Raw genomic sequence first — 22,293 nt, 5'->3', positions numbered from 1 at the left:
TCACCATGAAGGGCCGCTGCGCGGGCTCTTCCATCGCCAGGAAGGGCCGCTTCGCGGGCTGTTCATATGGCGGGCACCGCGGCCTCCATGCTGGTCGAGTAGCCCCGGAAGGGCGTATCGAGACCCGCCGTCATTCGGTGCCCGGATCTCGATACGCCCTCTGCGAGGGCTACTCGATCAGCATTAATCGGACTCGGGGCAACCATGCTGGTCGAGTAGCCCCGGAGGGGCGTATCGAGACCCGCCGTCGTCCGGTGCGTGGATCTCGATACGCCCTCTGCGAGGGCTACTCGATCAGCATGCAAGACCGGGACCGGACCCGGGCCGCATGATCGCCCCGATCCGTCGCCACCGCCAGCACCCCGGCGAATCCCGCGCACCCCCACCGCATGTCGGACCCGCGGCGTAGCGTTGCAGAGGTGATGCGCCCCCAGATCAGCACCCTCGGCCAGCTGCGCGCCTCCGGGCATGCGCAGAAGACCCTCCGCACCGAGATCCGCGACAACCTCCTCGACGCCCTCCGCGAGGGCCGCGACCCCTGGCCCGGCCTGCACGGCTTCCAGGACACCGTCATCCCCCAGGTCGAGCGGGCGGTGATCGCCGGGCACGACATCGTGCTGCTCGGCGAGCGCGGCCAGGGCAAGACCCGCCTCCTCCGCACGCTCAACGGCCTGCTCGACGAGTGGACGCCCGTCATCGAGGGCTCCGAGCTCGGCGAGCACCCCTACGAGCCGATCACCTCGATCAGCAGGCGCCGGGCGCAGGAGCTCGGCGACGAGCTGCCCGTCGCCTGGCGCAGCCGCGAGGAGCGCTACGTCGAGAAGCTGGCCACGCCGGACACGAGCGTCGCCGACCTCATCGGTGACGTCGACCCGATGAAGGTGGCCGAGGGCCGCAGCCTCGGCGACCCGGAGACCATCCACTTCGGCCTCATCCCGCGCAGCCACCGCGGCATCGTCGCGATCAACGAGCTGCCCGACCTCGCCGAGCGCATCCAGGTCGCGATGCTCAACGTGATGGAGGAGCGCGACATCCAGATCCGCGGCTACGTGATGCGGCTCCCGCTCGACGTCCTCGTCGTCGCCAGCGCCAACCCCGAGGACTACACGAACCGCGGCCGGATCATCACCCCGCTGAAGGACCGCTTCGGGGCCGAGATCCGCACCCACTACCCGACCGCGCTCGTCGACGAGGTCGCCGTGATCCGCCAGGAGGCCGACCTCGTCGCCACCGTCCCGGACGCGCTGATCGAGATCCTCGCCCGCTTCACCCGGGCCCTGCGCGAGTCGTCCTCCGTCGACCAGCGCAGCGGAGTGAGCGCCCGTTTCGCCATCGCCGGCGCCGAGACCATCGCCGCCGCCGCGCTGCACCGGGCCACCCGCCGCGGTGAGGAGGAGGCGGTCGCCCGCCCGATCGACCTCGAGACCGCGGTCGACGTCCTCGGCGGCAAGATCGAGTTCGAGTCGGGCGAGGAGGGCCGCGAGGACGAGATCCTCGACCACCTCCTCCGCCAGGCCACCGCCGAGACGGTCCGCGCGCACCTCCGGGGACTCGACCTCACCCCGCTCGTCACCGCCGTCGAGAACGGCGCGATGATCACCACCGGCGAGCAGGTGACGGCCGAGGAGTTCCTCGCGGCCCTGCCCGTCCTCGGCGAGTCGACCCTCTACGACGACATCGCCGACCGCCTCGAGGCCGTCGGCGCCGGCCGTCGCGCGGGCGCCGTCGAGCTCGCGCTCGAGGGCCTCTACCTCTCCCGCAAGCTCAGCAAGGAGACGGGCGGGGGCGAGGCCGTCTATGGCTGAGCCGCTGGTCATCGGCCTCCCGCTGCCCGCCGGACTTCCGCTGCCCGGAGGGCCCGCAAGTGCCTAGGGGCAACCGCCGGCTCGGGCGCGACGCCCGCTACTCCCGCTACGACGGCGGTCCCGATCCGCTCGCCCCGCCCGTCGACCTGGCCGAGGCGCTCGACGCCATCGGCGAGGACGTCATGGCCGGCACCTCGCCCGAGCGCGCCATGCGCGAGTTCCTCCGCCGCGGCGGCCGCGACGGCCAGGGCCTCGACGACCTCGCCGCCCGCGTCGCCGAGCGCCGGCGCGAGCTGACGCAGAAGCACGGACTCGACGGCACCCTCCGCGAGGTCCGCGAGCTGCTCGACCGCGCCGTCCTCGCCGAGCGCAAGCAGCTCGCCCGCGACACGCAGATGGACGACGGCGACCGCGCCCTCGCCGAGATCCAGCTCGACAGCCTGCCGCCCTCGCCCGCCGCCGCGGTCTCCGAGCTCTCGGACTACCGCTGGCAGAGCCCGGAGGCGCGCGCCGACTTCGAGAAGATCAAGGAGCTGCTCGGCGCCGAGATGCTCGAGCAGCGCTTCGAGGGCATGAAGCAGGCCCTCGAGAACGCGAGTGACGAGGACCGCGCGGCGATCGACGCGATGCTCCGCGACCTCAACCAGCTCCTCGAGGCGCACGCCCGCGGCGAGGACACCCCCGAGCAGTTCGACGCGTTCATGGCGCAGCACGGCGAGTACTTCCCCGAGCGGCCCGAGACCGTCGACGAGCTGATCGACGCCCTGGCCGCCCGCGCCGCCGCGGCCCAGCGGATGCGCAACTCGATGACCCAGCAGCAGCGCGACGAGCTCGACGCCCTCGCCCAGCAGGCCTTCGGCACCCCCGAGCTGATGCAGTCGCTCGGTCAGCTGGACGAGACCCTGCGGGGCCTGCGCCCCGGCGAGGACTGGGGCGGCTCCGAGCGGATGGACGGCGAGCAGGGCCTCGGCCTCGGCGACGGCACCGGCGTCTTCCAGGAGCTCGCCGACCTCGACGCGCTCGCCGACCAGCTCGCGCAGCCGCACGAGCGCTCGAACCTCGACGACCTCGACCTCGACCTGCTCGCCCGCCGCCTCGGCGACGACGCGGCGGTCGACGCGCAGACCCTCAAGCGCCTCGAGAAGGCGCTGCGCGACTCCGGCACCCTGCGCCGCGGCTCGGACGGCGCGCTCACCCTCACTCCGAAGGCCATGCGCCAGCTCGGCAAGGCGCTGCTGCGCGACATCGCGGACACGCTCTCCGGCCGGCAGGGCGCGCGCGACGTGCGCCGGGCGGGCGCGGCGGGCGAGCGCTCCGGCGCGACCCGGCAGTGGGAGTTCGGCGACACCGAGGCCTGGGACGTCACCCGCACCCTCACCAACGCGCTGACCAGGACCGCGGGCGACGGCCGGGAGACCGGCTCGGGCGTCCGGATCGAGATCGGCGACGTCGAGGTGCAGGAGACGGAGGCGCGGACCCAGGCCTGCGTCGCCCTCCTCGTCGACACGTCGTTCTCGATGGCGATGGACGGCCGCTGGGTGCCGATGAAGCGCACCGCGCTCGCCCTGCACACCCTGATCTCGAGCCGGTTCCGCGGCGACGAGCTGCAGCTGATCGCGTTCGGCCGTCAGGCCGAGGTGATGGACGTCGAGCAGCTCGTCGGCCTCGACGCGGAGTGGGAGAAGGGCACGAACCTGCACCACGCCCTGCTGCTCGCCAACCGGCACTTCCGCAAGCACCCGAGTGCGCAGCCGGTCCTGCTGATCGTCACCGACGGCGAGCCGACCGCGCACCTCGAGCCGGACGGGCAGATCTACTTCGACTACCCGCCGGACCCGGTGACCGTCGCCGTCTCCGTCCGCGAGCTCGACGCCTCCACCCGCCTCGGCGCGCACACCACGTTCTTCCGGCTGGGCGACGACCCGGGGCTCGCCCGCTTCATCGACTCGCTGGCCCGCCGCGTCGGCGGCTCGGTCGTGAACCCGGAGGCGGACGACCTCGGCGCGGCCGTCGTGTCGTCGTACCTCGGTGCGCGCGGGGCGGCTCCCGGCGGACGCCCGCCCGGTGACGAGCTGTTCGGCCGCGGCTGGGGCTTCTAGCGCGTCGGGTGTCCGGTCGCCCGGTGCTCCCGGGCGCCCGGATCGCCGTCCGCGGCTAGAACAGCGGCCACGGCACGGCGGGCATGCTGCCGCGCGGTGCCGGGAAGCGGCCGGAGGAGCGGAGCCGGTCGCAGCGCTTGGCGAACGTCGCGATCTCCTCGTCCAGCAGCAGCTCGGACAGCGCCGCGCCGAGCGGCCCGTCGATCGCCGAGCGCAGCCGCTGCAGCGCCGCGAGCTCGTCGCCGGTCAGCGGTTCGCCGACCCAGCCCCAGAGCACCGTCCGCAGCTTGTGCTCCACGTGGAAGGTCAGCCCGTGGTCGACGCCGTAGCGGTGGCCGCCCGGCATCTCGAGCACGTGGCCGCCCTTGCGGTCCGCGTTGTTGACCACGACGTCGAAGACGGCCATCCGCCGCAGCGCCGCCGAGTCCTCGTGCACGAGCGAGATGTCGCGGTCCTCGGCGTCGCTGCCGTCGAGGACGTGCCGCCAGCCCTCGGGCACCGCGTCCGCGGGCACCAGGTCGACGGCGTCCTGCTCCGGATCGATGTCCTGCCAGAGCTGCACCATGCCGACGCCCAGCGGACCCTCGCGGAGCCAGGTGCGCGGCACGACGTTCCAGCCCAGCGCCTCGGAGGCGAGGTACGCCGAGACCTCGCGGCCCGCGAGCTGCCCGTCCGGGAAGTCCCAGAGCGGCTTCTCCCCGGCGACCGGCTTGTAGACGACGGAGGTGCCGCCGATGCTGCCGAGGAACGTCGCGTTCGAGGCGACCGTGATCCGGCCGGTCAGCTCCAGCTCGCCGCTCTGCAGCTCGGAGTCGGCGGGCAGCTCGATGGCCGGCTGCTCGGCGCTCTGCTGCTCGTGCTCGGCGGACGGCTCGGACGCGTCGGTCATGTCAGCGGGCAGTCGTGCCCGTCGGGGTCCATCGGCTCACCGCAACGCGGGCAGAGCGGACGGCCGGCACCGACGATCTCGAGCGTGCGCCTGGCGAAGGCACGGGCGGTGCCGACCGGGATGCGCACCTGCAGCATCTCGTCGGGCAGCGTGGGGGAGTCGTCGATGCTGAGGTCGTCCTCGTCGTCGCCCTCGACCACGGGGTAGGCCTCGATGACGACCTGCGCCGTCGACGGGTCCCAGCCGAGGCTGAGGCTGCCGACGCGGAACTCGGCCGCGACCGGCTGGTCGAGCGGCTCGTTGTCGACGAGCTCGGGAGGCGTGCCGGGCGGCACGCTCGCCGGGTTGCCCTCGGCGGACATCAGCTGGTCGAGGATCTCGTCGATCTTCTCCGCGAGCAGCGCCGACTGCTGCTTCTCCAGCCCGACGCTGACGACGCGCGGCCCGGTCCGGGCCTGCAGGTAGAAGGAGCGGGAGCCGGGGGAGCCGATCGTCCCCACGACCACGCGGTCCGGCCAGTCGAATCCGTGCACGATGGGCATGCCCCCAGTCTACGAGCGCCCGCCTGACCCGCCCCTGCACGCGAAGGAGACGCCCTTGCGGGCGCCGCCCCTTCGCACTGATCGAGCAGCGAAGCCGTTCCGCGTCTCGGTGGTGAGGGAGAGGACGCGCGGCGCCCCTTCCATGCTGGTCGAGTAGCCCCGCAGGGGCGTATTTCATGCTGGTCGAGTAGCCCCGCAGGGGCGTATCTCATGCTGGTCGAGTAGCCCCGCAGGGGCGTATCGAGACCCTCCACCGTCAGCAGGGCGGTTCTGCAGACCCGCGTCCTGACAGTGGTGGATCTGCTGGGAAGAGACGCCCGCGGAACATGCTGGTCGAGCAGCCCCGCAGGGGCGTATTTCATGCTGGTCAAGTAGCCCCGCAGGGGCCTATCTTCATGCTGGTCGAGTAGCCCCGCAGGGGCGTATCGAGACCCACCACCGTCAGCAGGGCGGTTCTGCAGACTCGCGTTCTGACGGTGGTGGATCTCGATACGCCCGCTCCGCGGGCTACTCGATCAGCATGGGTTTCTTCACATATCAGGTGATCTCTCCTGGGAGATCCACCCCCGCACACCATCAGCTGAGAGTGGTGTCCCTCCCCCACAGCCGAGGCCCACCCCTCTCAGCTGATGTTCCGCCCCGCTACTCGTGCCCCGCCCCGCCGCCGACCGGCGCCTCGGCCTCGGCCGGCGCCGGCGCCCGCAGCCAGCCCAGGTCGCCGGCCTCCGTGTTCATCGCGATCACGTCCGGCCGCCCCGCGCCGTAGCGGATGATCGACACCGACGCCGGCCCGACCGACAGCCGCTGGAAGAGATCGAGGTGCATGCCGAGCGCGTCGGCGAGCACCGCCTTGATGATGTCGCCGTGGCTGACCGCCGCCCACACCGCGTTCGCCCCGTGCTCCGCCGCGACCGCCGCGTCGTGCCGCCGGATCGCGGCGACCGAGCGCGCCTGCATCCCCGCGAGCCCCTCACCCCCGGGGAACACCGCCGCCGACGGCTGATTCTGCACGACCGACCACATCGGCTCCTTCGCGAGGTCCCGGAGCGAGCGCCCCTGCCACTCGCCGTAGTCGCACTCGGTGATCCCCTTCTCGATCGGCGTCGCCGGCGAGCCGTCCTGCCGCTCGAGCAGGTACCGCGCCGTCTGCCGGCAGCGCTCGAGCGGACTCGACACGACCGCGGCGAGCGGGACCGCGGCCAGCCGCTCCCCGGTGCGCGCGGCCTGCGTGCGCCCGACGTCGTCGAGCCGGACCCCGGCGGTGTGTCCGGCGAGGATCCCGGCGGTGTTGGCCGTGGTGCGCCCGTGACGGACGAGGAGGAGCGTGGGCATGCGGCTCAGCCTAGACACGCCCCCTCCGCCCCTCCTCCGCGCGGCCCGCCCCACCTCCGGCTCGCCATCCCACCTCCGGCTCGCCGAATCCGCCGATCCCCGCGAGCCGGAGTCGATTCGACGTGCCGGAGGTGCCGAGCCCTGACCTCCGGCTCGCGATCTCACCTCCGGCTCGCGATTCCACCTCCGGCTCGCGGAATCCACTGGTTCGAGCGAGCCGAGCGCGTTCCGACGAGCCGGAGGTCCTCACGAGCCACCTCCGGCTCGCAAGTCGATCCCGGGCACGCAGAACTCGTCGTCTCCCGCGAGCCGAAGCCGAATCGACGAGCCGAGCGCATCGATCCCACCTCCGGCTCGTGGTCCTACCTCCGGCTCGCGATTCCACCTCCGGCTCGCGGAATCCGCCGATTCCCGCGAGCCGAGCGCGTTCCGACGAGCCGAAGGCCCCCGCGAACCCACCTCCGGCTCGTGATCCCATCTCCGGCTCGCGGATTCGACGAATTCCCGCGAGCCGGAGTCGAATCGACGAGCCGGAGGTGCCGAGCCCTGACCTCCGGCTCGCGGTTCCACTTCCGACTCGCGGAATACGCCCGCTCGAGCGAGCCGAGCGTGCTTCGACGAGCCCGAGGTCCTCCGCCCGGCGGCCCCGCCCGCTCCTCCCCGCGACTGATGCCGCGCGGCCCGCCCCTCGCTACCGTGGAGGAGCGGCCGCCCACCGCGGCCCCGAGGACACATGCACCGAAGGGACTCCCATGGACGGGACGAACGGCACGACGCCGACCGGCACCCCGCAGCACGCGACCGACTCCCCGCAGGACGGCGTCGATCGGCACGACCCGACCGCGGCCGTCGCGAGCCCGAGCACCGCGACTCCGGCCCCCGCCTGGGCCGCCCCCGACGCCACCGGCCGCCAGGACGAGATCGCCCTCCGCATCCGCGGCCTCCGCAAGCGCTTCGGCGACAAGGAGGCCGTCGCCGGCATCGACCTCGACGTGCCGGCCGGCTCCTTCTTCGGCCTCGTCGGCCCCAACGGCGCCGGCAAGACGACCACCCTCTCGATGGCGACCGCCCTGCTCCGCCCCGACGCGGGCACCGTCACCATCCACGACGTCGACGTCTGGCAGGACACCCTCGAGGCCAAGCGGCTGATCGGCGTGCTCGCCGACGGCGTCAAGCTCTTCGACCGCCTCACCGGCCTGCAGCTGATCACCTACTACGGCCTGCTCTGCGGCATCGACCGCCCGACCGTCCTCGAGCGCGCCGACGACCTGCTCGCCCTGCTCGGCCTCGACCCCGCCGACCGCACCCTCGTCGTCGACTACTCCGCCGGCATGACCAAGAAGATCGCGCTCGCCTGCGCCCTGGTCCGCGCCCCGCGGCTGCTGGTGCTCGACGAGCCCTTCGAGTCCGTCGACCCGGTCTCGGCCGCGAACATCCGCGACATCCTCACCGGCTACGTCGCCTCCGGCGGCACCGTCATCGTCTCCAGCCACTCCATGGACCTCGTCGAGCGGATGTGCGACCGCGTCGCGGTCATCGCCGACGGCCGGGTCCTCGCCGCCGGGACGCTCGAGGAGGTCCGCGCCGGATCCAGCCTCGAGGAGCGCTTCGTCGACCTCGTCGGCGGCCGCACCCACCAGGAGGGCCCGGCATGGTTGCGCATCTCCTGAGGCTGCGCCTGCTGCTGCTGCGCAACACGCTCACCCGCAACGTCTGGCAGCTGATCGGCGTGATCTTCGGCGGGCTCTACGCGGTCGGCGTGCTCGGCCTGGTGGTCGTCGGGCTGATCGCGCTCGGCGCCTCCGACCCGGCGTTCGCGAACGTCGCCCTGATCCTCGGCGGCTCCGCGCTGCTGCTGGGCTGGGTGCTCGGCCCGATCTTCGTCTCCGGCTCGGACCAGAGCCTGGACCTGCCGACCCTGGCGACCTTCCCGATCCCGCTCCGGACGCTGATGCTCGGCCTCGCCGCCGCGGGCCTCGCGGGCTTCCCCGGGATCGTCACCTCGCTGGGCGCACTCGTCTCCGCGGCGGCCTGGTGGAGCAACCCCGTCGGCATCCTGCCCGGCCTCGTCTCGGCGGTCATCGGCGTCGCGACCTGCGTGGTCGCCTCGCGCCTCATCGGCGCCCTCACCACGGGCCTCGGCTCGAGCCGCCGCTACCGCGAGGTGATCGGCGGCGTCGTCCTGGTCGTCGTGATCCTGCTCGGACCGCTGTTCATCGGACTCACCACCGTGATCAGCGACGGCCTCGACACGCTCCCCGTCGTCGCCTCCGCCCTCGGCTGGTCACCGCTCGGCGCGATCTGGGGCGTCCCCGGCGCGATCGTCGCGGGGGAGTGGGCGGTCGCCCTCGGCCGCTTCGCGATCGGCGTCGCCACACTCGCCGCCGTCGTCTGGCTCTGGGCCCGGGCGCTGCGGCACGCGCTGGCCGAGCCCGCCGCGTCCTCCTCGCAGGCCGCCTCGGGCGCGCAGGGCATCGGTCTCCTCGGCCGCTTCCCCGGCACCCCGACCGGCGCGATCGCCGCGCGCGCCCTCGGCTACTGGTGGCGCGACCCGCGCTACAGCCGCGGACTGCTGGTGATCCCCGCGGTGGTCGTGCTGGCCGTCTTCTACAGCGCGCTGCAGGGCGGCGGCTCGATGCTGGTCGTCCTCTCCTCCCTCTTCATCGCGCTGATCTTCGGCGTGACCCTCTGCGCCGACGTCTCCTACGACGGCACCGCCTGGGCCGCGCACGTCAGCTCCGGAGTCGCCGGCTCGGCCGACCGCGCCGGCCGCGTCATCGCCGCCGGCCTCATCGGCGTGCCGGCCGTGCTGATCGTCACCGTCGGCACCTGCCTCTACGCGGGTCGGCCGGAGTCGATCCCCGCCGTCCTCGGCATGGCGCTCGCTCTGGTGCTCAGCGGCTTCGGCGTCTCGAGCGTCGCGTCCGCGCTCGTCGTCTACCCCGTGCCCGCCCCCGGCGACAGCCCGCTGAAGACGCCGCCCGGCTCCGGGATGATCTCGAGCGTCGTGATGCTCGGCAGCATGGGTGCGACTGTGGTGCTGTCGCTGCCCTCGCTGATCCTCGGCACGATCTCGCTGGTCGGCGGCAGCCTCGGCTTCGGTCTCGGCGCGCTCGCCGCCGCTGTGGTACTCGGCGCCGTGCTCGCCCTCGTCGGCGTCCGCGTCGGCGGCCGCATCCTCGATCGCCGCGCCCCGGAGCTGCTGTCCGCCCTGGTGACCATCGGCTGACGCGCGCGCCCCGTCGCCGCCCACCCCGTCCCCACTCCCCGTCCCTTCCACCCCTCTCCCCACTCTCCAAAAGTTGCGGTAGTCGCGCCCGACTACCGCAACTTCTGGAGAGTCGCGCGGCCCTCCGCGCTCCGGCGCGGGCGGGGACGTGTCGACTACGCGAAGGTTGCGGTAGCCGCCGTCGACTACCGCAACTTCTGGAGGGTCGCGCGGCCGCGCGGGTACGGACCACCCCTCTCACCTCTTCCGCCCTCCGGAAGTCGTCGTACTCGTGCGCCCAGTACGACGACTTCCGATCACCCGCCGACCTTCCGCGGCCCGCGCGCCGTGATTCGGTCGAGTGCGCGAAAGCTGCGGTACTCGGCGTCGACTACCGCAACTTGTGGAGAGTCGCGCGTCCGCGGGCACGGACGGACGGCCGCGGCCTTCCCGCCCTCCAGAAGCTGTCGTACTCGCGCGCCCAGTACGACGACTTCTGCGCACCCGCCGACCTCCCGAGGCCTGCGCGCTGCGAGTCGGTCGAGTACGCGAAAGTTGCGGTACTCGCCGCCGACTATCGCAACTTCTGGAGGGTCGCGAAGCCCGGCGGGAGCCCGGGACCGCGGGGACGCGTCGAGTACGCGGTAGTTGCGGTACTCGGCGTCGACTACCGCAACTTCTAGAGGGTCGCGCGGACGCGCGGGCGCGGACCGGGCGAGGGGCCGAGCGAGGCCCGGTCGGCGCGGCAGGATGGGGGCATGCGCAGCCTCGAAGTCCTCCTCGACCCGGAGTCGGAGGCCCGGATCCGCGGCCAGTGGGAGGCGCTCGAGGCGGCCGGCATCCCGAGCCTCGCGCTGCACACCTCCGCCAGCAACCGCCCGCACCTCACCCTCCTCGCCGGCCCCGAGCTGACCCCGCCGCCGCCCGGCGCGCTCGGCGAGCTCCCGGTGACCGTCGAGCTCGGCGCCGTGCTGCTGTTCCCGCACGCCGGCCGCTTCGTGCTGGCCTGGGGAGCCGTCCGCTCGCCCGCCTTCGACGCCCTGCACGCCCGCGCGACCGAGCTGATGCCCGGCGCCGTGCCCACCTCGCTGCCCGAGTCCTGGACCCCGCACATCAGCGTCTCCCGCCGCCTCCGCGCCGAGCAGCTCGCCCAGGCCGTCCCCCTCCTCGGCGAGCCCTTCCCCGTCGGCCTCGCGAGCATCCGCTTCTGGGACGGCGACACCAAGACCATCACCGACCTCTGACCCCGCCGCCTTCACGTCGGCCCGCCTCTCCTCCACCCGCCTCCGGCTCGTGATTCCGCTTCCGGCTCGCGGAATCGACCGGTTTCTGCGTGCCCGAGGTGTTCCCGCGCGCCGGAGGTCCGTCGGCTGCATCTCCGGCTCGTGATCCCGGCTCCGGCTCGTGGATCCGGCTGGATCCCGCGTGCCAGGGATGTCTCCGCGAGCCGAGGAACCTGCCGTTGATGTCTGGCTCGTGGTTCCGGCTCCGGCTCGTGGATTCGGTCGGTTTCTGCGTGCCCGAGGTGATTCCGCGAGCCGGAGGGGCTTTCCCGCACGGCCGGCTCGCGATTCCACCTTCGGCTCGTGAGATCGGCGGATTCCGGCGAGCCGGGGATCGTCCCGCGAGCCGGAGGCACTCCGGCCGCGGCCACTCCGCCGCGCCCGCCCCTCCTCCCCAGCCCCGCACCTGCCGCGACCCTCCCCAGAACGCCGCTCGCCCGGGGCCGCGTCGGAGGCGGCGGGTAGAGTTCCACGGGTGACCGAGCCGACCGCGACCGCCCTCTCGACCGCCGAGCGCCCCACCGCGGACGCCCCGGCCGGCTCCTCCGCCGAGGCCCAGGAGATCCTCGAGCGGGTCTTCGGCTACGGCTCGTTCCGCGGCGAGCAGCAGGCCATCGTCGAGCAGGTCATCGGCGGCGGCGACGCGGTCGTGCTGATGCCCACGGGCGGCGGCAAGTCGCTCTGCTACCAGATCCCCTCGATCGTCCGGCCCGGCACCGGCGTCGTCGTCTCGCCGCTGATCGCCCTGATGCAGGACCAGGTCGACGCCCTGCGCGCGAACGGCGTCCGCGCCGAGTTCCTCAACTCCACCCAGGACATGGGCGAGCGCCAGCGCGTCGAGCGCGCCTACCTCGACGGCGAGCTCGACCTCCTCTACGTCGCCCCCGAGCGCCTCGGCAACGAGGGCACCAAGCAGTTCCTCGCCCGCGGTCGCATCGCCCTGTTCGCCATCGACGAGGCGCACTGCGTGAGCCAGTGGGGCCACGACTTCCGCCCCGACTACCTCGCCCTCGGCGAGCTGGCCGAGCGCTGGCCCGACGTCCCGCGCATCGCCCTCACCGCGACCGCCACCGAGGCGACCCACCGCGAGATCACCACCCGCCTGCACCTCGGTGCGGCCCGCCACTTCATCTCCAGCTTCGACCGCCCCAACATCCAGTACCGGATCGTCAACAAGGTCGAGCCGCGCAAGCAGCTGATCGACTTCCTCAAGCGCGAGCACGCCGACGACGCGGGCATCGTCTACGCGCTCTCCCGCAAGAGCGTGGAGGCGACGGCCGAGGCCCTGCGCGCCGCCGGCTTCGACGCGGTCGCGTACCACGCGGGTCTCGACGCCCGGGTCCGGGCCGCCGCGCAGTCGCGCTTCCTCCGCGAGGAGGGCGTCATCGTCTGCGCCACCATCGCCTTCGGCATGGGCATCGACAAGCCGGACGTCCGCTTCGTGGCGCACATCGACCTGCCGAAGTCGGTCGAGGGCTACTACCAGGAGACGGGTCGCGCCGGTCGCGACGGCCTGCCCTCCACCGCCTGGCTCGCCTACGGCCTGCAGGACGTCGTCCAGCAGCGCCGGATGATCGACGAGTCCCCGGGCGACCTCGCGCACCGGCGGCGGATGTCCGCGCACCTCGACGCGATGCTGGCCCTCTCCGAGACGGTGCAGTGCCGCCGGATGAACCTCCTCGCCTACTTCGGCCAGGAGAGCACCCCCTGCGGCAACTGCGACACCTGCCTCGAGCCGCCCGCCTCGTGGGACGGCACGGTCGCCGCGCAGAAGTTCCTCTCGACGGTGGTCCGGCTCAAGCGCGAGCGCAACCAGCAGTTCGGCGCCGGCCACATCATCGACATCCTCCGCGGCAAGACCACCCCGCGGACGACCCAGCACAAGCACGACTCGATCGCGACCTGGGGGATCGGCGCCGACCTCAGCGACACCCAGTGGCGCGGAGTCGCCCGCCAGCTCCTCGCGCAGAGCCTGCTCGGCGTGAACGACGACGGCTTCGGGACGCTCGTGCTGACCCCCGAGTCGGCCTCGGTGCTGAGCGGCGAGCGCAAGGTCGAGCTGCGGCAGGAGCCCGAGCGCCCCCCACGCTCGAGCGGCTCGTCGCGCTCCGGCCGCTCCACCGTGTCCGACCTCTCGGCCGAGGCGCAGCCCCTGTTCGAGCGGCTCCGGGAGTGGCGCGTCGCCCAGGCCCGCGCGCAGTCGGTCCCGGCCTACGTCGTCTTCAACGACGCGACGCTCCGCGAGATCGCCACGGTCGAGCCGACCACGATCGACGCCCTCAGCGTCATCGGCGGCGTCGGCCAGAAGAAGCTGATCACCTACGGCGCGGCGGTGCTCGCCGTCGTCGCCGGCGAGACTCCCGTGATCGCCGAGCCCGACGAGAACCAGGAGGCGGCCCCCGCGAGGCGTCAGCCCGCGGCGCGGTCGACGGCCGGCCGGTCGTCCGGCGCCCGCCCGTCCTTCGGCGGCGAGCGGTCGGGCCCGCCGGTCTCCTCCGCCCCGCCGGAGGACGACTGGGTCCCGCCGGAGGAGCCCGACGAGGACCCCGGCTGGGACACCTACTGAGCCCGCGGCGGCGCTGAGCCCGAGGCGACGCTGATCTCGTGAGCGGCTGACCTCGCGGCGCCGACCCCGCGTCGTCGCCGGCTCCGCGATGCCCTCCCGCGGCGACGCTCCATCGGCTGCCGGGCCGAGCCTCGCCGCTCAGCTCCCGGCGCCGGTCGACACCATCCAGCCGCCGAGCACGGTGCAGCCGAAGGACAGGGCGAGTCCCGCGATCGGCACCCAGAACGCGATCCGCCGCACCACCAGCAGCACGATCGAGACGGCGATCGCCGCGAGGAACGGGACCCACACTCCGCCCGCGGCGACGAGCACGCCCCAGCCGATCAGGCCGGTGTCGCAGTCGTTCCCGCCCATGCAGGAGTCGCTCGCCATCGCGAAGAACAGGCCGAAGTAGGACAGCAGCAGCGTCGCCCCGAGCGCGCACAGGATCAGCACCATCGTCAGCACGAGGTCCCATACCCGCACCGGGCGCCGCGACCGGTCGAGGGACGGGGCGGCACCCGCCCGCGCCGACTCCAGCGCCTGCACCGACTCCATCGAGGTGGGCGGCCGCCAGTCCGGCCGGCTCTCGCGGCGGGGCGGCGGGGGCGGAGGCAGCTGCGGCTCGCTCATGCCCCGAGCCTAGCCACGCCCCTCCCGCCACCCCAGGGCCCCCGCATGCTGGTCGAGTAGCCGCCGCAGGCGGCGTATCGAGACCACCCGCCTCCATGCTGGTCGAGTAGCCGCCGCAGGCGGCGTATCGAGACCCACCGCCGTCAGCAGACCGGGTCTGCAGACCAGCCGCTCGACGACAGTGGATCTCGATACGCCCGCTCCGCGGGCTACTCGATCAGCATGATTCGGCGCACATGTCTGCTTCCATGCTGGTCGAGCAGCCCCGCAGGGGCGTATCGAGACCCACCCGCTTCCATGCTGGTCGAGCAGCCCCGCAGTGGCGTCCCCGCATGCTGGTCGAGTAGCCCCGCAGGGGCGTATCGAGACCCACCCCCGTCAGCAGGCCACGTCCGCAGACCCGAGCCCCACCACCAGTGGATCCGCGTCCCGCCCCGCTGGCCGGTTCCGACAACCCGCCCCCGCTCGCTCCCGCCGCCCTTTGTGGCCGCGCGACGGAACGTTTCCGCGATCCGCCGACCCGACCTACCGTGCAGGAGCACCGCCTCCCGACGCACTGCAGCGACGGGATCGACCGCTCGATCCTCCGCTCCGGCCGATCGCGAGCGGTCCGAGCCGAAGACGGTCGAAGGGATCCTCCTCATGAGCACCACAGCGCCCCGCCCCCACTCCGCCGCCGACGCCGCCGACCGCGCCGGATCGCGCTCCCGGGTCCGCCGCTCCCGCTCCGGCCCGATCACCCCGCCGCCGCCCGTGGACGTCCTCGGCAGCGAGGTCGACGCCCGGCTCGACGAGGACGGCGCCCCCGGCGTCGACGTGGCAGCCCTCGGCGAGCTGCTGCTCGGCGAGTGGCGCGAGCAGCGCCTCGCGACCCGCGCCCTCACCTCCCGCCCCGAGCTGCACCGGACCGACGGCCTGCCGATGGCCGAGCACCGCGCCCGGGTCACCCAGCAGATGAGCATCCTCGCGGCGGAGGGCGGCGTGCACCGCGCCTTCCCGGTCGCGCTCGGCGGCGACGCCGACCACGGCGGCAACATCGCCGGTTTCGAGGAGCTGGTCACCGCCGACCCGTCGCTGCAGATCAAGTCGGGCGTGCAGTGGGGGCTCTTCGGCGCCGCCGTCCTGCACCTCGGCACGCAGCCGCACCACGAGAAGTGGCTGCCCGGCATCATGAGCCTCGAGATCCCCGGCGCGTTCGCGATGACCGAGACCGGGCACGGCTCCGACGTCGCCTCGATCGCGACCTCGGCGACCTTCGACGAGGAGGCCGGCGACTTCGTCCTGACCACCCCGTTCCGCGCCGCCTGGAAGGACTACCTCGGCAACGCCGCCGTCGACGGCCGGGCCGCCGTCGTCTTCGCGCAGCTCGTCACCCGCGGCGTGAACCACGGTGTGCACGCGTTCTACGTGCCGATCCGCGACGAGGAGGGCGCGTTCCTCCCCGGCGTCGGCGGCGAGGACGACGGCCTCAAGGGCGGGCTGAACGGCATCGACAACGGCCGCCTGCACTTCGACCACGTCCGCGTGCCGCGCGAGAACCTGCTCAACCGCTACGGCGACGTCGCGGCCGACGGCAGCTACTCCTCGCCGATCGCGAGCCCGGGCCGCCGCTTCTTCACCATGCTCGGCACGCTTGTGCAGGGCCGCGTCTCCCTCGACGGCGCCTCCGTCGCCGCGTCGAAGATCGCGCTGACGATCGCGATCACCTACGGCGACCAGCGCCGGCAGTTCACCGGCGGCGGCGACCGTGAGGAGGTGCTGCTCGACTATCAGCGGCACCAGCGCCGACTGCTGCCGCGCCTGGCGACGACCTACGCGGCGGGCTTCGCGCACGACAGGCTGCTGCGCGCCTTCGACGACGTCTTCTCCGGCAGGAACGACACCGACGAGTCGCGGCAGGACCTCGAGACGCTCGCCGCGGGTCTCAAGGCGCTGTCCACCTGGCACGCCCTCGACACCCTGCAGGAGGCGCGCGAGGCCTGCGGCGGCGCCGGCTTCCTCGCCGAGAACCGGCTGACCCAGCTCCGCGCCGACCTCGACGTCTACGCGACGTTCGAGGGCGACAACACCGTGCTGCTGCAGCTCGTCGCCAAGCGACTGCTGACCGACGTCGGCCGCCGCTTCAAGAACGCGCAGCCGGGGGAGCTGGCGCGCTACGCGGTCGGCCAGGTCGCCGGAGCGACGGTCAACAACTCCGGACTGCGGCGGCTCGCGCAGGTCGTCGCCGACCGCGGCTCGACCGCCCGCTCCGTCGGCCAGCTCCGCGACGAGCAGCGCGAGCTGCTGACGGACCGCGTCGAGAGCATGGTCTCGGGAGTCGCGTCCCGCCTGCGCTCGGCGTCGAAGCTGCCCGCCGACGAGGCCGCCCGCCTCTTCAACGCGCACCAGAGCGAGCTGATCGAGGCGGCGCGCGCGCACGCCGAGCTGCTGCAGTGGGAGGCGTTCACCGAGGCGCTCGCCACCATCGAGGACGACGGGACGCGGACGGTGCTGACCTGGCTCCGCGACCTGTTCGGCCTCGAGCTGATCGAGAAGCACCTCGCCTGGTACCTGCTGCACGGCCGGCTCTCGTCGCAGCGGGCGCTCGCGGTGACCTCCTACATCGACCGCCTGCTCGCCCGGCTGCGCCCGCACGCCGGCGACCTGGTCGCCGCGTTCGGCTACCGCCCCGAGCACATCCGCGCGTCGATCGCGAGCGGCGCCGAGGCGACCCGCCAGGAGGAGGCGCACGCCTGGTACGAGACCGCCCGCGCGGACGGCACCCTCCCCACCCCCGAGAAGTCGCCCAAGCGCTGACCCCCTCCGCGAGATGCCACTTGTGCACGCGACACGCCGTGAGAAGCGTGCACAAGTGGCATCTCGCGGCCTGCGTCAGCGCCCCAGGAAGGCCAGGGCGGCGTCGCGCTCGGCGCGCAGCTCGAGGACGGACTCGTCGATCTTGGCGCGCGAGTGGGCGTCGATCTCCAGGCCCGGGATGATGCGCCACTCGCCGTCGACGGAGCGGACGGGGAACGAGGAGATCAGGCCCTCCTCCACACCGTAGGATCCGTCCGACTCGACCGCCGCGGAGGTCCACTCGGTGCCGGTGACCCAGTCGTGCACGTGGTCGATCGCGGCGGACGCGGCCGAGGCGGCGGACGAGGCTCCGCGCACCTCGATGATCTCGGCGCCGCGCTTGGCGACCCGCGGCTCGAACTCCTCGTGCAGCCAGGCGGTGTCGACCAGGTCGGCGACGGGCCGGCCGTCGACGACCGCGTGGCTGACGTCCGGGTACTGCGAGGCGGAGTGGTTGCCCCAGATCGTGACGCCCGAGATCGCGTCGACCGGAGCATCGAGCTTCGCGGCGAGCTGCGCGACGGCGCGGTTGTGGTCGAGCCGGGTCATCGCGGTGAAGCGCCCGGCCGGGATGTCCGGGGCGCTCGCGCGGGCGATCCAGGCGTTGGTGTTGGCCGGGTTGCCGACCACGAGCACGCGGATGTCGTCGGCCGCGTGCTCGTTCAGCGCGGCGCCCTGCGGACCGAAGATGCCGGCGTTCGCCGCGAGGAGGTCCGCGCGCTCCATGCCTGCCGAGCGCGGGCGGGCGCCGACGAGCAGGGCGACGCTCGCGCCGTCGAACGCGGCGGCCGGGTCGTCGGTGACCTCGATGCCGCGCAGCAGCGGGAACGCGCCGTCCTGCAGCTCGAGCGCGGTGCCGGCCGCGGAGCGCAGGCCGGCGGGGATCTCTAGGAGGCTCAGCCGGACCGGGACGTCGGGCCCGAGGAGCTGCCCGGAGGCGATGCGGAACAGGAGCGCGTAGCCGATCGCGCCCCCCGCTCCGGTGACGGCGACGGTGACGGGGCTGCGCTGCATGCTCATGCGGCCGACGGTAGTCCGGCCGCCTGCGCGCCGCATCGGAAGCGGAGTCTCGACACCCTCTGCGCGCTGCTCGACCCGCGCGAGGAGCGGCTGTCGCCGCGCTCTCCTCTCGTGCCCGTGCCTGCTCGTCGAGGAGCCGCGCAGCGGTCCATCGCGCGGCGAAGCCGCTTCGCGTCTGGTGGTGAGGGAGAGGATGCCGCCTCGCCCCGTTCCATGCTGGTCGAGTAGCCCCGCAGGGGCGTATCGAGACCCACCGCCGTCGGCAGGTCGGCTCTGCAGACTCCCGTTCCGACGCTGGTGGATCTCGATACGCCCGCTGCGCGGGCTACTCGATCAGCAAAGTGGAGACCCCACCCCTTCGAGCCTTGACCGTTAGACCTCTAACAATTAGTGTTCTGAGCATGCAGGAACCCCGCGACCGCCCCACCTCCGGACTCGAGCTCGTCCGCTGGCTGGCGTGGGCGCAGCGCAAGGCCGGCGAGGACTGGATCCGCGCCCGCGAGCTCAGCCACGAGCAGGCCTTCGTCCTCGGCTACCTCGCGCAGACGCCCGGCGTCATCCAGCGCGAGATCGCCGAGGTCAGCCGGACGAGCCCCGCGAGTGTCACGAGCCTCCTGCAGGGGCTCGAGCGCCGCGGCCTCGTCGAGCGGCGCACCGAGGGAGGCGACGACCGCCGCAAGCGCGTCTACGCGACTCCCGCGGGCGCCGAGCTCATCGCCGGGTTCGAGGAGGCCATGCTCGCCGCCGACGAGACCCTCCTGGCACCCCTCGACCCCGAGGAGCGCGCCACCCTCCAGGCGCTCCTGACCAAGATCACCGCGGTCCTCCCGCCCCCCACCCGCTAGGCGCTCGGGCGCTCCGCCCCCGCCTCCCGTTCCGCCCTGCTCGCGCGCCACTCCCTCGCGCGCCTCCTCACCGCGCCCTCCGCGGTGCCCCGACCGCGCCCTCCTCGGCGCGCCTCCCTCCTCGCGCCGTGCCGACGACCCTCGGCGCGCGCTCGACCCTGCCCGGAAGAAGCCCGCCCATGTCCAGCACCGACACCCCCACCGACACCACCCCCACCGACACCCCCACCTCGCGCCCCGCCGCCCCCGCCACCGACCGCTGGTACCTCTCCTCCGCCCCGATCGTCCGCGCCCTCGTGCACCTCTGCGTGCCGATGGCCGCCGCGATGATCGTCTCCGCCGTCTACAGCGTCATCAACGCCGGCGTCGTCGGCTCGCTGCACGACGCGACCCTGCTCGCCGCGATCACCCTCGGCTCCCCGCTGCTCGGGCTGGTGATGGCCGTCGGCGGAGTCTTCGGCGTCGGCGGCAGCGCCCTCATCTCGCGCCTGCTCGGCGCCTCCGAGCGCGACCCCGAGAAGGCGGGCGAGATCAAGCACGTCGCCTCCTTCGCGCTCTGGGGCTCGATCCTCACCGGCGCCGTCCTCGGCGGCCTCGGCCTGCTCCTCCTCGGTCCGCTGGTCGCCCTCCTCGGCGCCGACTCCACCACGGCCGCCGCGACCGGCGCCTTCACAGCGGTCACCCTCGCCTTCGTGCCGGTGCTCGCCGCCTCCTTCTGCCTCGAGCAGCTGGTGCGGGCGGAGGGCGCGGCCCGCCAGGTCATGATCGGCCTGCTCCTCTCGACCGTCGCGAACCTCCTCCTCGACGTCCTCTTCATCCTGGTGCTGCACCTCGGCGTCGCCGGGGCGGCGCTCGCCGTGGGCCTCGCCAACCTGCTCGTCGTCGGCTACTTCGCCCTCTGGCTCCAGCGCCGGAGCGAGCACATCGACCTCTCGCCGCGCTGGTTCACACTGCGCGCGAGCCTGCTGAAGCCCGTCTTCGGCGTCGGCGCCGGCGAGCTGCTGCAGTCGGGCTTCCTGATCGTGACCGCGCTCGTGCTCAACAACCTCGCCGCGGCCTACGGCGACGGACCGCTCGCGGCCATGGGCGTCGCGGTCCGCATCGCCCAGGTCCCCGAGTTCCTGGTGATGGGCATCACCCTCGGCGTCCTGCCGCTGCTCGCCTACTCCTACGGCAAGGGCGACCGCGAGCGCCTGCGCTCCGCCCTCCGCGGCGCCGGTGTCGCGGTCGGGACGATCACCGTGCTCGCGGCCGCCGCCCTCTGGCTGCTGCACGAGCCGGTGCTCGCGATCTTCGCCGACGACCCCGCGGTGCTGACCCTCGGCGCGATCGTGCTCGCGGCGCAGCTGGTGGCGATGATCGCCAACGGTTTCGCGGGCCTGCTGACCTCGCTGTTCCAGGCCACCGGCCGCGCTCTCGCGGCGACCACCATGTCGCTCACCCAGGGCGTCCTCTTCGTCCCGGTCGTGCTGCTCGGGAACCTCTGGTTCGGACTCGGCGGCATCATCTGGGCGCTGACCGCCACCGAGGTGCTCGTCCTCGTCGCCGGGGCCGCGCTCTGGCTCGCCTCCCGCCGCGCCATCGATCGCGGCCTGGCCGAGGGCGACGCCGAGCGCGCCGAGGCGGTGCTCGAGCAGGCCTGACGCCGACCCGGATGCGCAACCCCCGCGCGCATCCGGGGCCGGGCCGCATGAAATCGCTTCCCCCGACCCTGATCGTCAGTAGTGTGCGGCCCATGCGCACTCTGTACCCCGAGATCGAGCCCTTCCACACCGGGATGCTCGACGTCGGCGACGGCCACGAGATCTACTGGGAGGCCTCGGGCAACCCCGAGGGCAAGCCCGTCGTCTTCCTGCACGGCGGACCGGGCGCCGGCGCCTCGGCCACCCACCGCCGCCTCTTCGACCCGGAGAAGTACCGGATCGTGCTCCTCGACCAGCGGATGTGCGGCCGCTCCACCCCGCACGCGAGCGAGCCGGACGCCGATCTCTCGACCAACACCACCTGGTACCTGGTCTCCGATCTCGAGAAGCTCCGCGAGCACCTCGACATCGAGCGCTGGCAGGTCTTCGGCGGCTCCTGGGGCTCCACGCTGGCCCTCGCGTACGCCGAGTCGCACCCCGAGCGGGTCACCGAGATCGTCCTCCGCGGGATCTTCACCCTGCGCCGGGCCGAGCTCGAGTGGTTCTACGAGGGCGGCGCCGCCGCGGTCTACCCGGACCTCTGGGAGGGCTACACCTCGGTGATCCCGGCGGGCACGAGCGGCAGTCTGATCGAGGCCTACTACCGGCTGCTGCACGACGCCGATCCGGCCGTGCACGGCCCCGCCGGCGTCGCCTGGACCACCTGGGAGTCCTCGACCATCACGCTCCTGCAGAAGCCGGAGATGATCGAGGCCTGGTCCGACCCCGCCTTCGCCCTGGCCTTCGCGCGGATCGAGAACCACTACTTCGTCCACAAGGGCTGGCTGGAGGAGGGGCAGCTGATCCGCGACGTCGGCGTGCTGCGCGGCATCCCGGCCGTCATCGTCCAGGGCCGCTACGACATGTGCACGCCCGCGTTCACCGCGTGGGATCTGTACCGGGCCTGGCCCGAGGCGGACTTCCACCTGATCCCGGACGCCGGGCACGCGTTCGACGAGCCGGGCATCCTCGACGCCCTGATCGAGGCGACCGACCGCTTCGCCTCCTGAGCCGATCGGCGGCCCCGTCCCGCCCGGCCGGCGGGGCGGACTAGCCTGGGCGGATGCGCGCGGACGACGACAAGGGGATGGACGGCTGGCCCACGGGCCGCCTCCTCGCCACCGCGTCCCGGATGGTCGAGCACGCCTGGCACGGCGCGCTCGCCGAGATCGGCCTCACCCACGCGGGCCTGGTCGTGCTGCACCTGCTGCAGGCCGGGCCGGCCGCGCAGAAGGAGCTCGCCGCCTCCGCCCACGTCGAGGTGCAGACCATGTCGCGCACGATCGAGCGGCTGGAGCGCGAGGGGCACGTCTCCCGCGTGAGCGACTCCGCCGACCGCCGCCGGCAGCTGGTGTCGCTGACCGACAAGGGCCGCGAGGCCTGGCAGCGTGCGCACGGGCTCGAGGTCGACATGCTGCCCGGGACCCTCGATCACGGTCCGCTGCGCGAGGCGCTGCTCGACATCATCCGCGACGCCAGCGAGTCGCGCTGGGGCTGATCCGCCTGATCCGCCCGAGCCGTCCGGGCCGTCCGCAACCCCGGGCAGCGTGTCCTCGGTCGGCGCTAGTTTGACCG

General features: G+C 73.3%; 16 protein-coding genes. 11 read left to right on the top strand and 5 right to left on the bottom strand.

The features are described 5' to 3' along the window. Positions 1-422: 422 nt before the first annotated feature. The gene (locus EDF17_RS09275) at positions 423-1,805 is read left to right on the top strand and encodes a sigma 54-interacting transcriptional regulator (protein WP_123446831.1); all 1,383 of its coding nucleotides are present in this window, start codon (positions 423-425) and stop codon (positions 1,803-1,805) included. A 59-nt stretch (positions 1,806-1,864) separates the two neighbouring features. Continuing rightward, positions 1,865-3,904, top strand: a complete 2,040-nt coding sequence (locus EDF17_RS09270; protein ID WP_123446830.1) for a VWA domain-containing protein — start codon at positions 1,865-1,867, stop codon at positions 3,902-3,904. 55 nt (positions 3,905-3,959) lie between these two features. Here EDF17_RS09270 and EDF17_RS09265 read toward each other — a convergent pair whose 3' ends face one another. The 3 genes from EDF17_RS09265 to EDF17_RS09255 form a co-directional block, all read right to left on the bottom strand. Next, on the bottom strand, positions 3,960-4,727 hold the full coding sequence (locus tag EDF17_RS09265) for an SCO1664 family protein (protein ID WP_208110603.1): 768 nt from the start codon (positions 4,725-4,727) through the stop codon (positions 3,960-3,962). A gap of 62 nt (positions 4,728-4,789) precedes the next feature. Further along, positions 4,790-5,335, bottom strand: a complete 546-nt coding sequence (locus tag EDF17_RS09260) for a DUF3090 domain-containing protein (RefSeq protein ID WP_123446828.1) — start codon at positions 5,333-5,335, stop codon at positions 4,790-4,792. 642 nt (positions 5,336-5,977) lie between these two features. Then, positions 5,978-6,667 carry a histidine phosphatase family protein gene (locus tag EDF17_RS09255; RefSeq protein WP_123446827.1) on the bottom strand — a complete coding sequence of 230 codons (690 nt, stop codon included), beginning with the start codon at positions 6,665-6,667 and terminating at the stop codon, positions 5,978-5,980. A 752-nt stretch (positions 6,668-7,419) separates the two neighbouring features. On the opposite strand from EDF17_RS09255, the gene EDF17_RS09250 reads away from it, so the two are divergent. From EDF17_RS09250 to recQ, 4 genes are all read left to right on the top strand, one after another. Continuing rightward, on the top strand, positions 7,420-8,337 hold the full coding sequence (locus tag EDF17_RS09250; protein ID WP_123446826.1) for an ATP-binding cassette domain-containing protein: 918 nt from the start codon (positions 7,420-7,422) through the stop codon (positions 8,335-8,337). Then, entirely contained in the window at positions 8,319-9,896 is a 1,578-nt protein-coding gene (locus tag EDF17_RS09245; protein ID WP_123446825.1) for a transporter, read from the top strand. Before EDF17_RS09250 ends, EDF17_RS09245 begins: the two co-directional genes overlap by 19 nt. Before the next feature lie 737 nt (positions 9,897-10,633). Further along, positions 10,634-11,119 (top strand): 2'-5' RNA ligase family protein, encoded by a 486-nt coding sequence (locus EDF17_RS09240; protein WP_123446824.1) that lies wholly within the window; start codon positions 10,634-10,636, stop codon positions 11,117-11,119. Between the two features lie 601 nt (positions 11,120-11,720). Further along, the gene (recQ, locus tag EDF17_RS09235; protein ID WP_243732856.1) at positions 11,721-13,724 is read left to right on the top strand and encodes a DNA helicase RecQ; all 2,004 of its coding nucleotides are present in this window, start codon (positions 11,721-11,723) and stop codon (positions 13,722-13,724) included. A gap of 138 nt (positions 13,725-13,862) precedes the next feature. Here recQ and EDF17_RS09230 read toward each other — a convergent pair whose 3' ends face one another. After that, a complete protein-coding gene (locus tag EDF17_RS09230; protein ID WP_123446822.1) occupies positions 13,863-14,336 on the bottom strand; it encodes a DUF6264 family protein in 474 nt (157 codons plus the stop codon). A 642-nt stretch (positions 14,337-14,978) separates the two neighbouring features. Here EDF17_RS09230 and EDF17_RS09225 point away from each other — a divergent pair. Further along, positions 14,979-17,132: an acyl-CoA dehydrogenase gene (locus tag EDF17_RS09225; protein WP_123446821.1), complete on the top strand. Its 2,154-nt coding sequence runs from the start codon at positions 14,979-14,981 to the stop codon at positions 17,130-17,132. A 75-nt stretch (positions 17,133-17,207) separates the two neighbouring features. On the opposite strand, the gene EDF17_RS09220 is transcribed toward EDF17_RS09225, so the two are convergent. Beyond that, a complete protein-coding gene (locus EDF17_RS09220; protein WP_123447056.1) occupies positions 17,208-18,185 on the bottom strand; it encodes a malate dehydrogenase in 978 nt (325 codons plus the stop codon). Positions 18,186-18,592: 407 nt separating this feature from the next. On the opposite strand from EDF17_RS09220, the gene EDF17_RS09215 reads away from it, so the two are divergent. The 4 genes from EDF17_RS09215 (at position 18,593) to EDF17_RS09200 (ending at position 22,216) form a co-directional block, all read left to right on the top strand. Further along, positions 18,593-19,036 (top strand): MarR family transcriptional regulator, encoded by a 444-nt coding sequence (locus EDF17_RS09215; protein WP_123446820.1) that lies wholly within the window; start codon positions 18,593-18,595, stop codon positions 19,034-19,036. Between the two features lie 179 nt (positions 19,037-19,215). Then, positions 19,216-20,679 carry an MATE family efflux transporter gene (locus EDF17_RS09210; protein WP_123446819.1) on the top strand — a complete coding sequence of 488 codons (1,464 nt, stop codon included), beginning with the start codon at positions 19,216-19,218 and terminating at the stop codon, positions 20,677-20,679. Between the two features lie 92 nt (positions 20,680-20,771). Further along, on the top strand, positions 20,772-21,728 hold the full coding sequence (pip, locus tag EDF17_RS09205; protein WP_123446818.1) for a prolyl aminopeptidase: 957 nt from the start codon (positions 20,772-20,774) through the stop codon (positions 21,726-21,728). Positions 21,729-21,781: 53 nt separating this feature from the next. After that, positions 21,782-22,216, top strand: coding sequence for a MarR family transcriptional regulator (locus EDF17_RS09200; protein ID WP_123446817.1), 435 nt, complete (start codon positions 21,782-21,784; stop codon positions 22,214-22,216). The last annotated feature ends 77 nt before the right edge of the window (positions 22,217-22,293 follow it).

The sequence above is a fragment of the Rathayibacter sp. PhB1 genome, from assembly GCF_004362935.1.
Classification (GTDB): Bacteria; Actinomycetota; Actinomycetes; order Actinomycetales; family Microbacteriaceae; genus Rathayibacter; species Rathayibacter festucae.
Note: the sequence above shows the minus strand (reverse complement) of the source record. Positions and strands in the feature narration are given on the sequence as shown.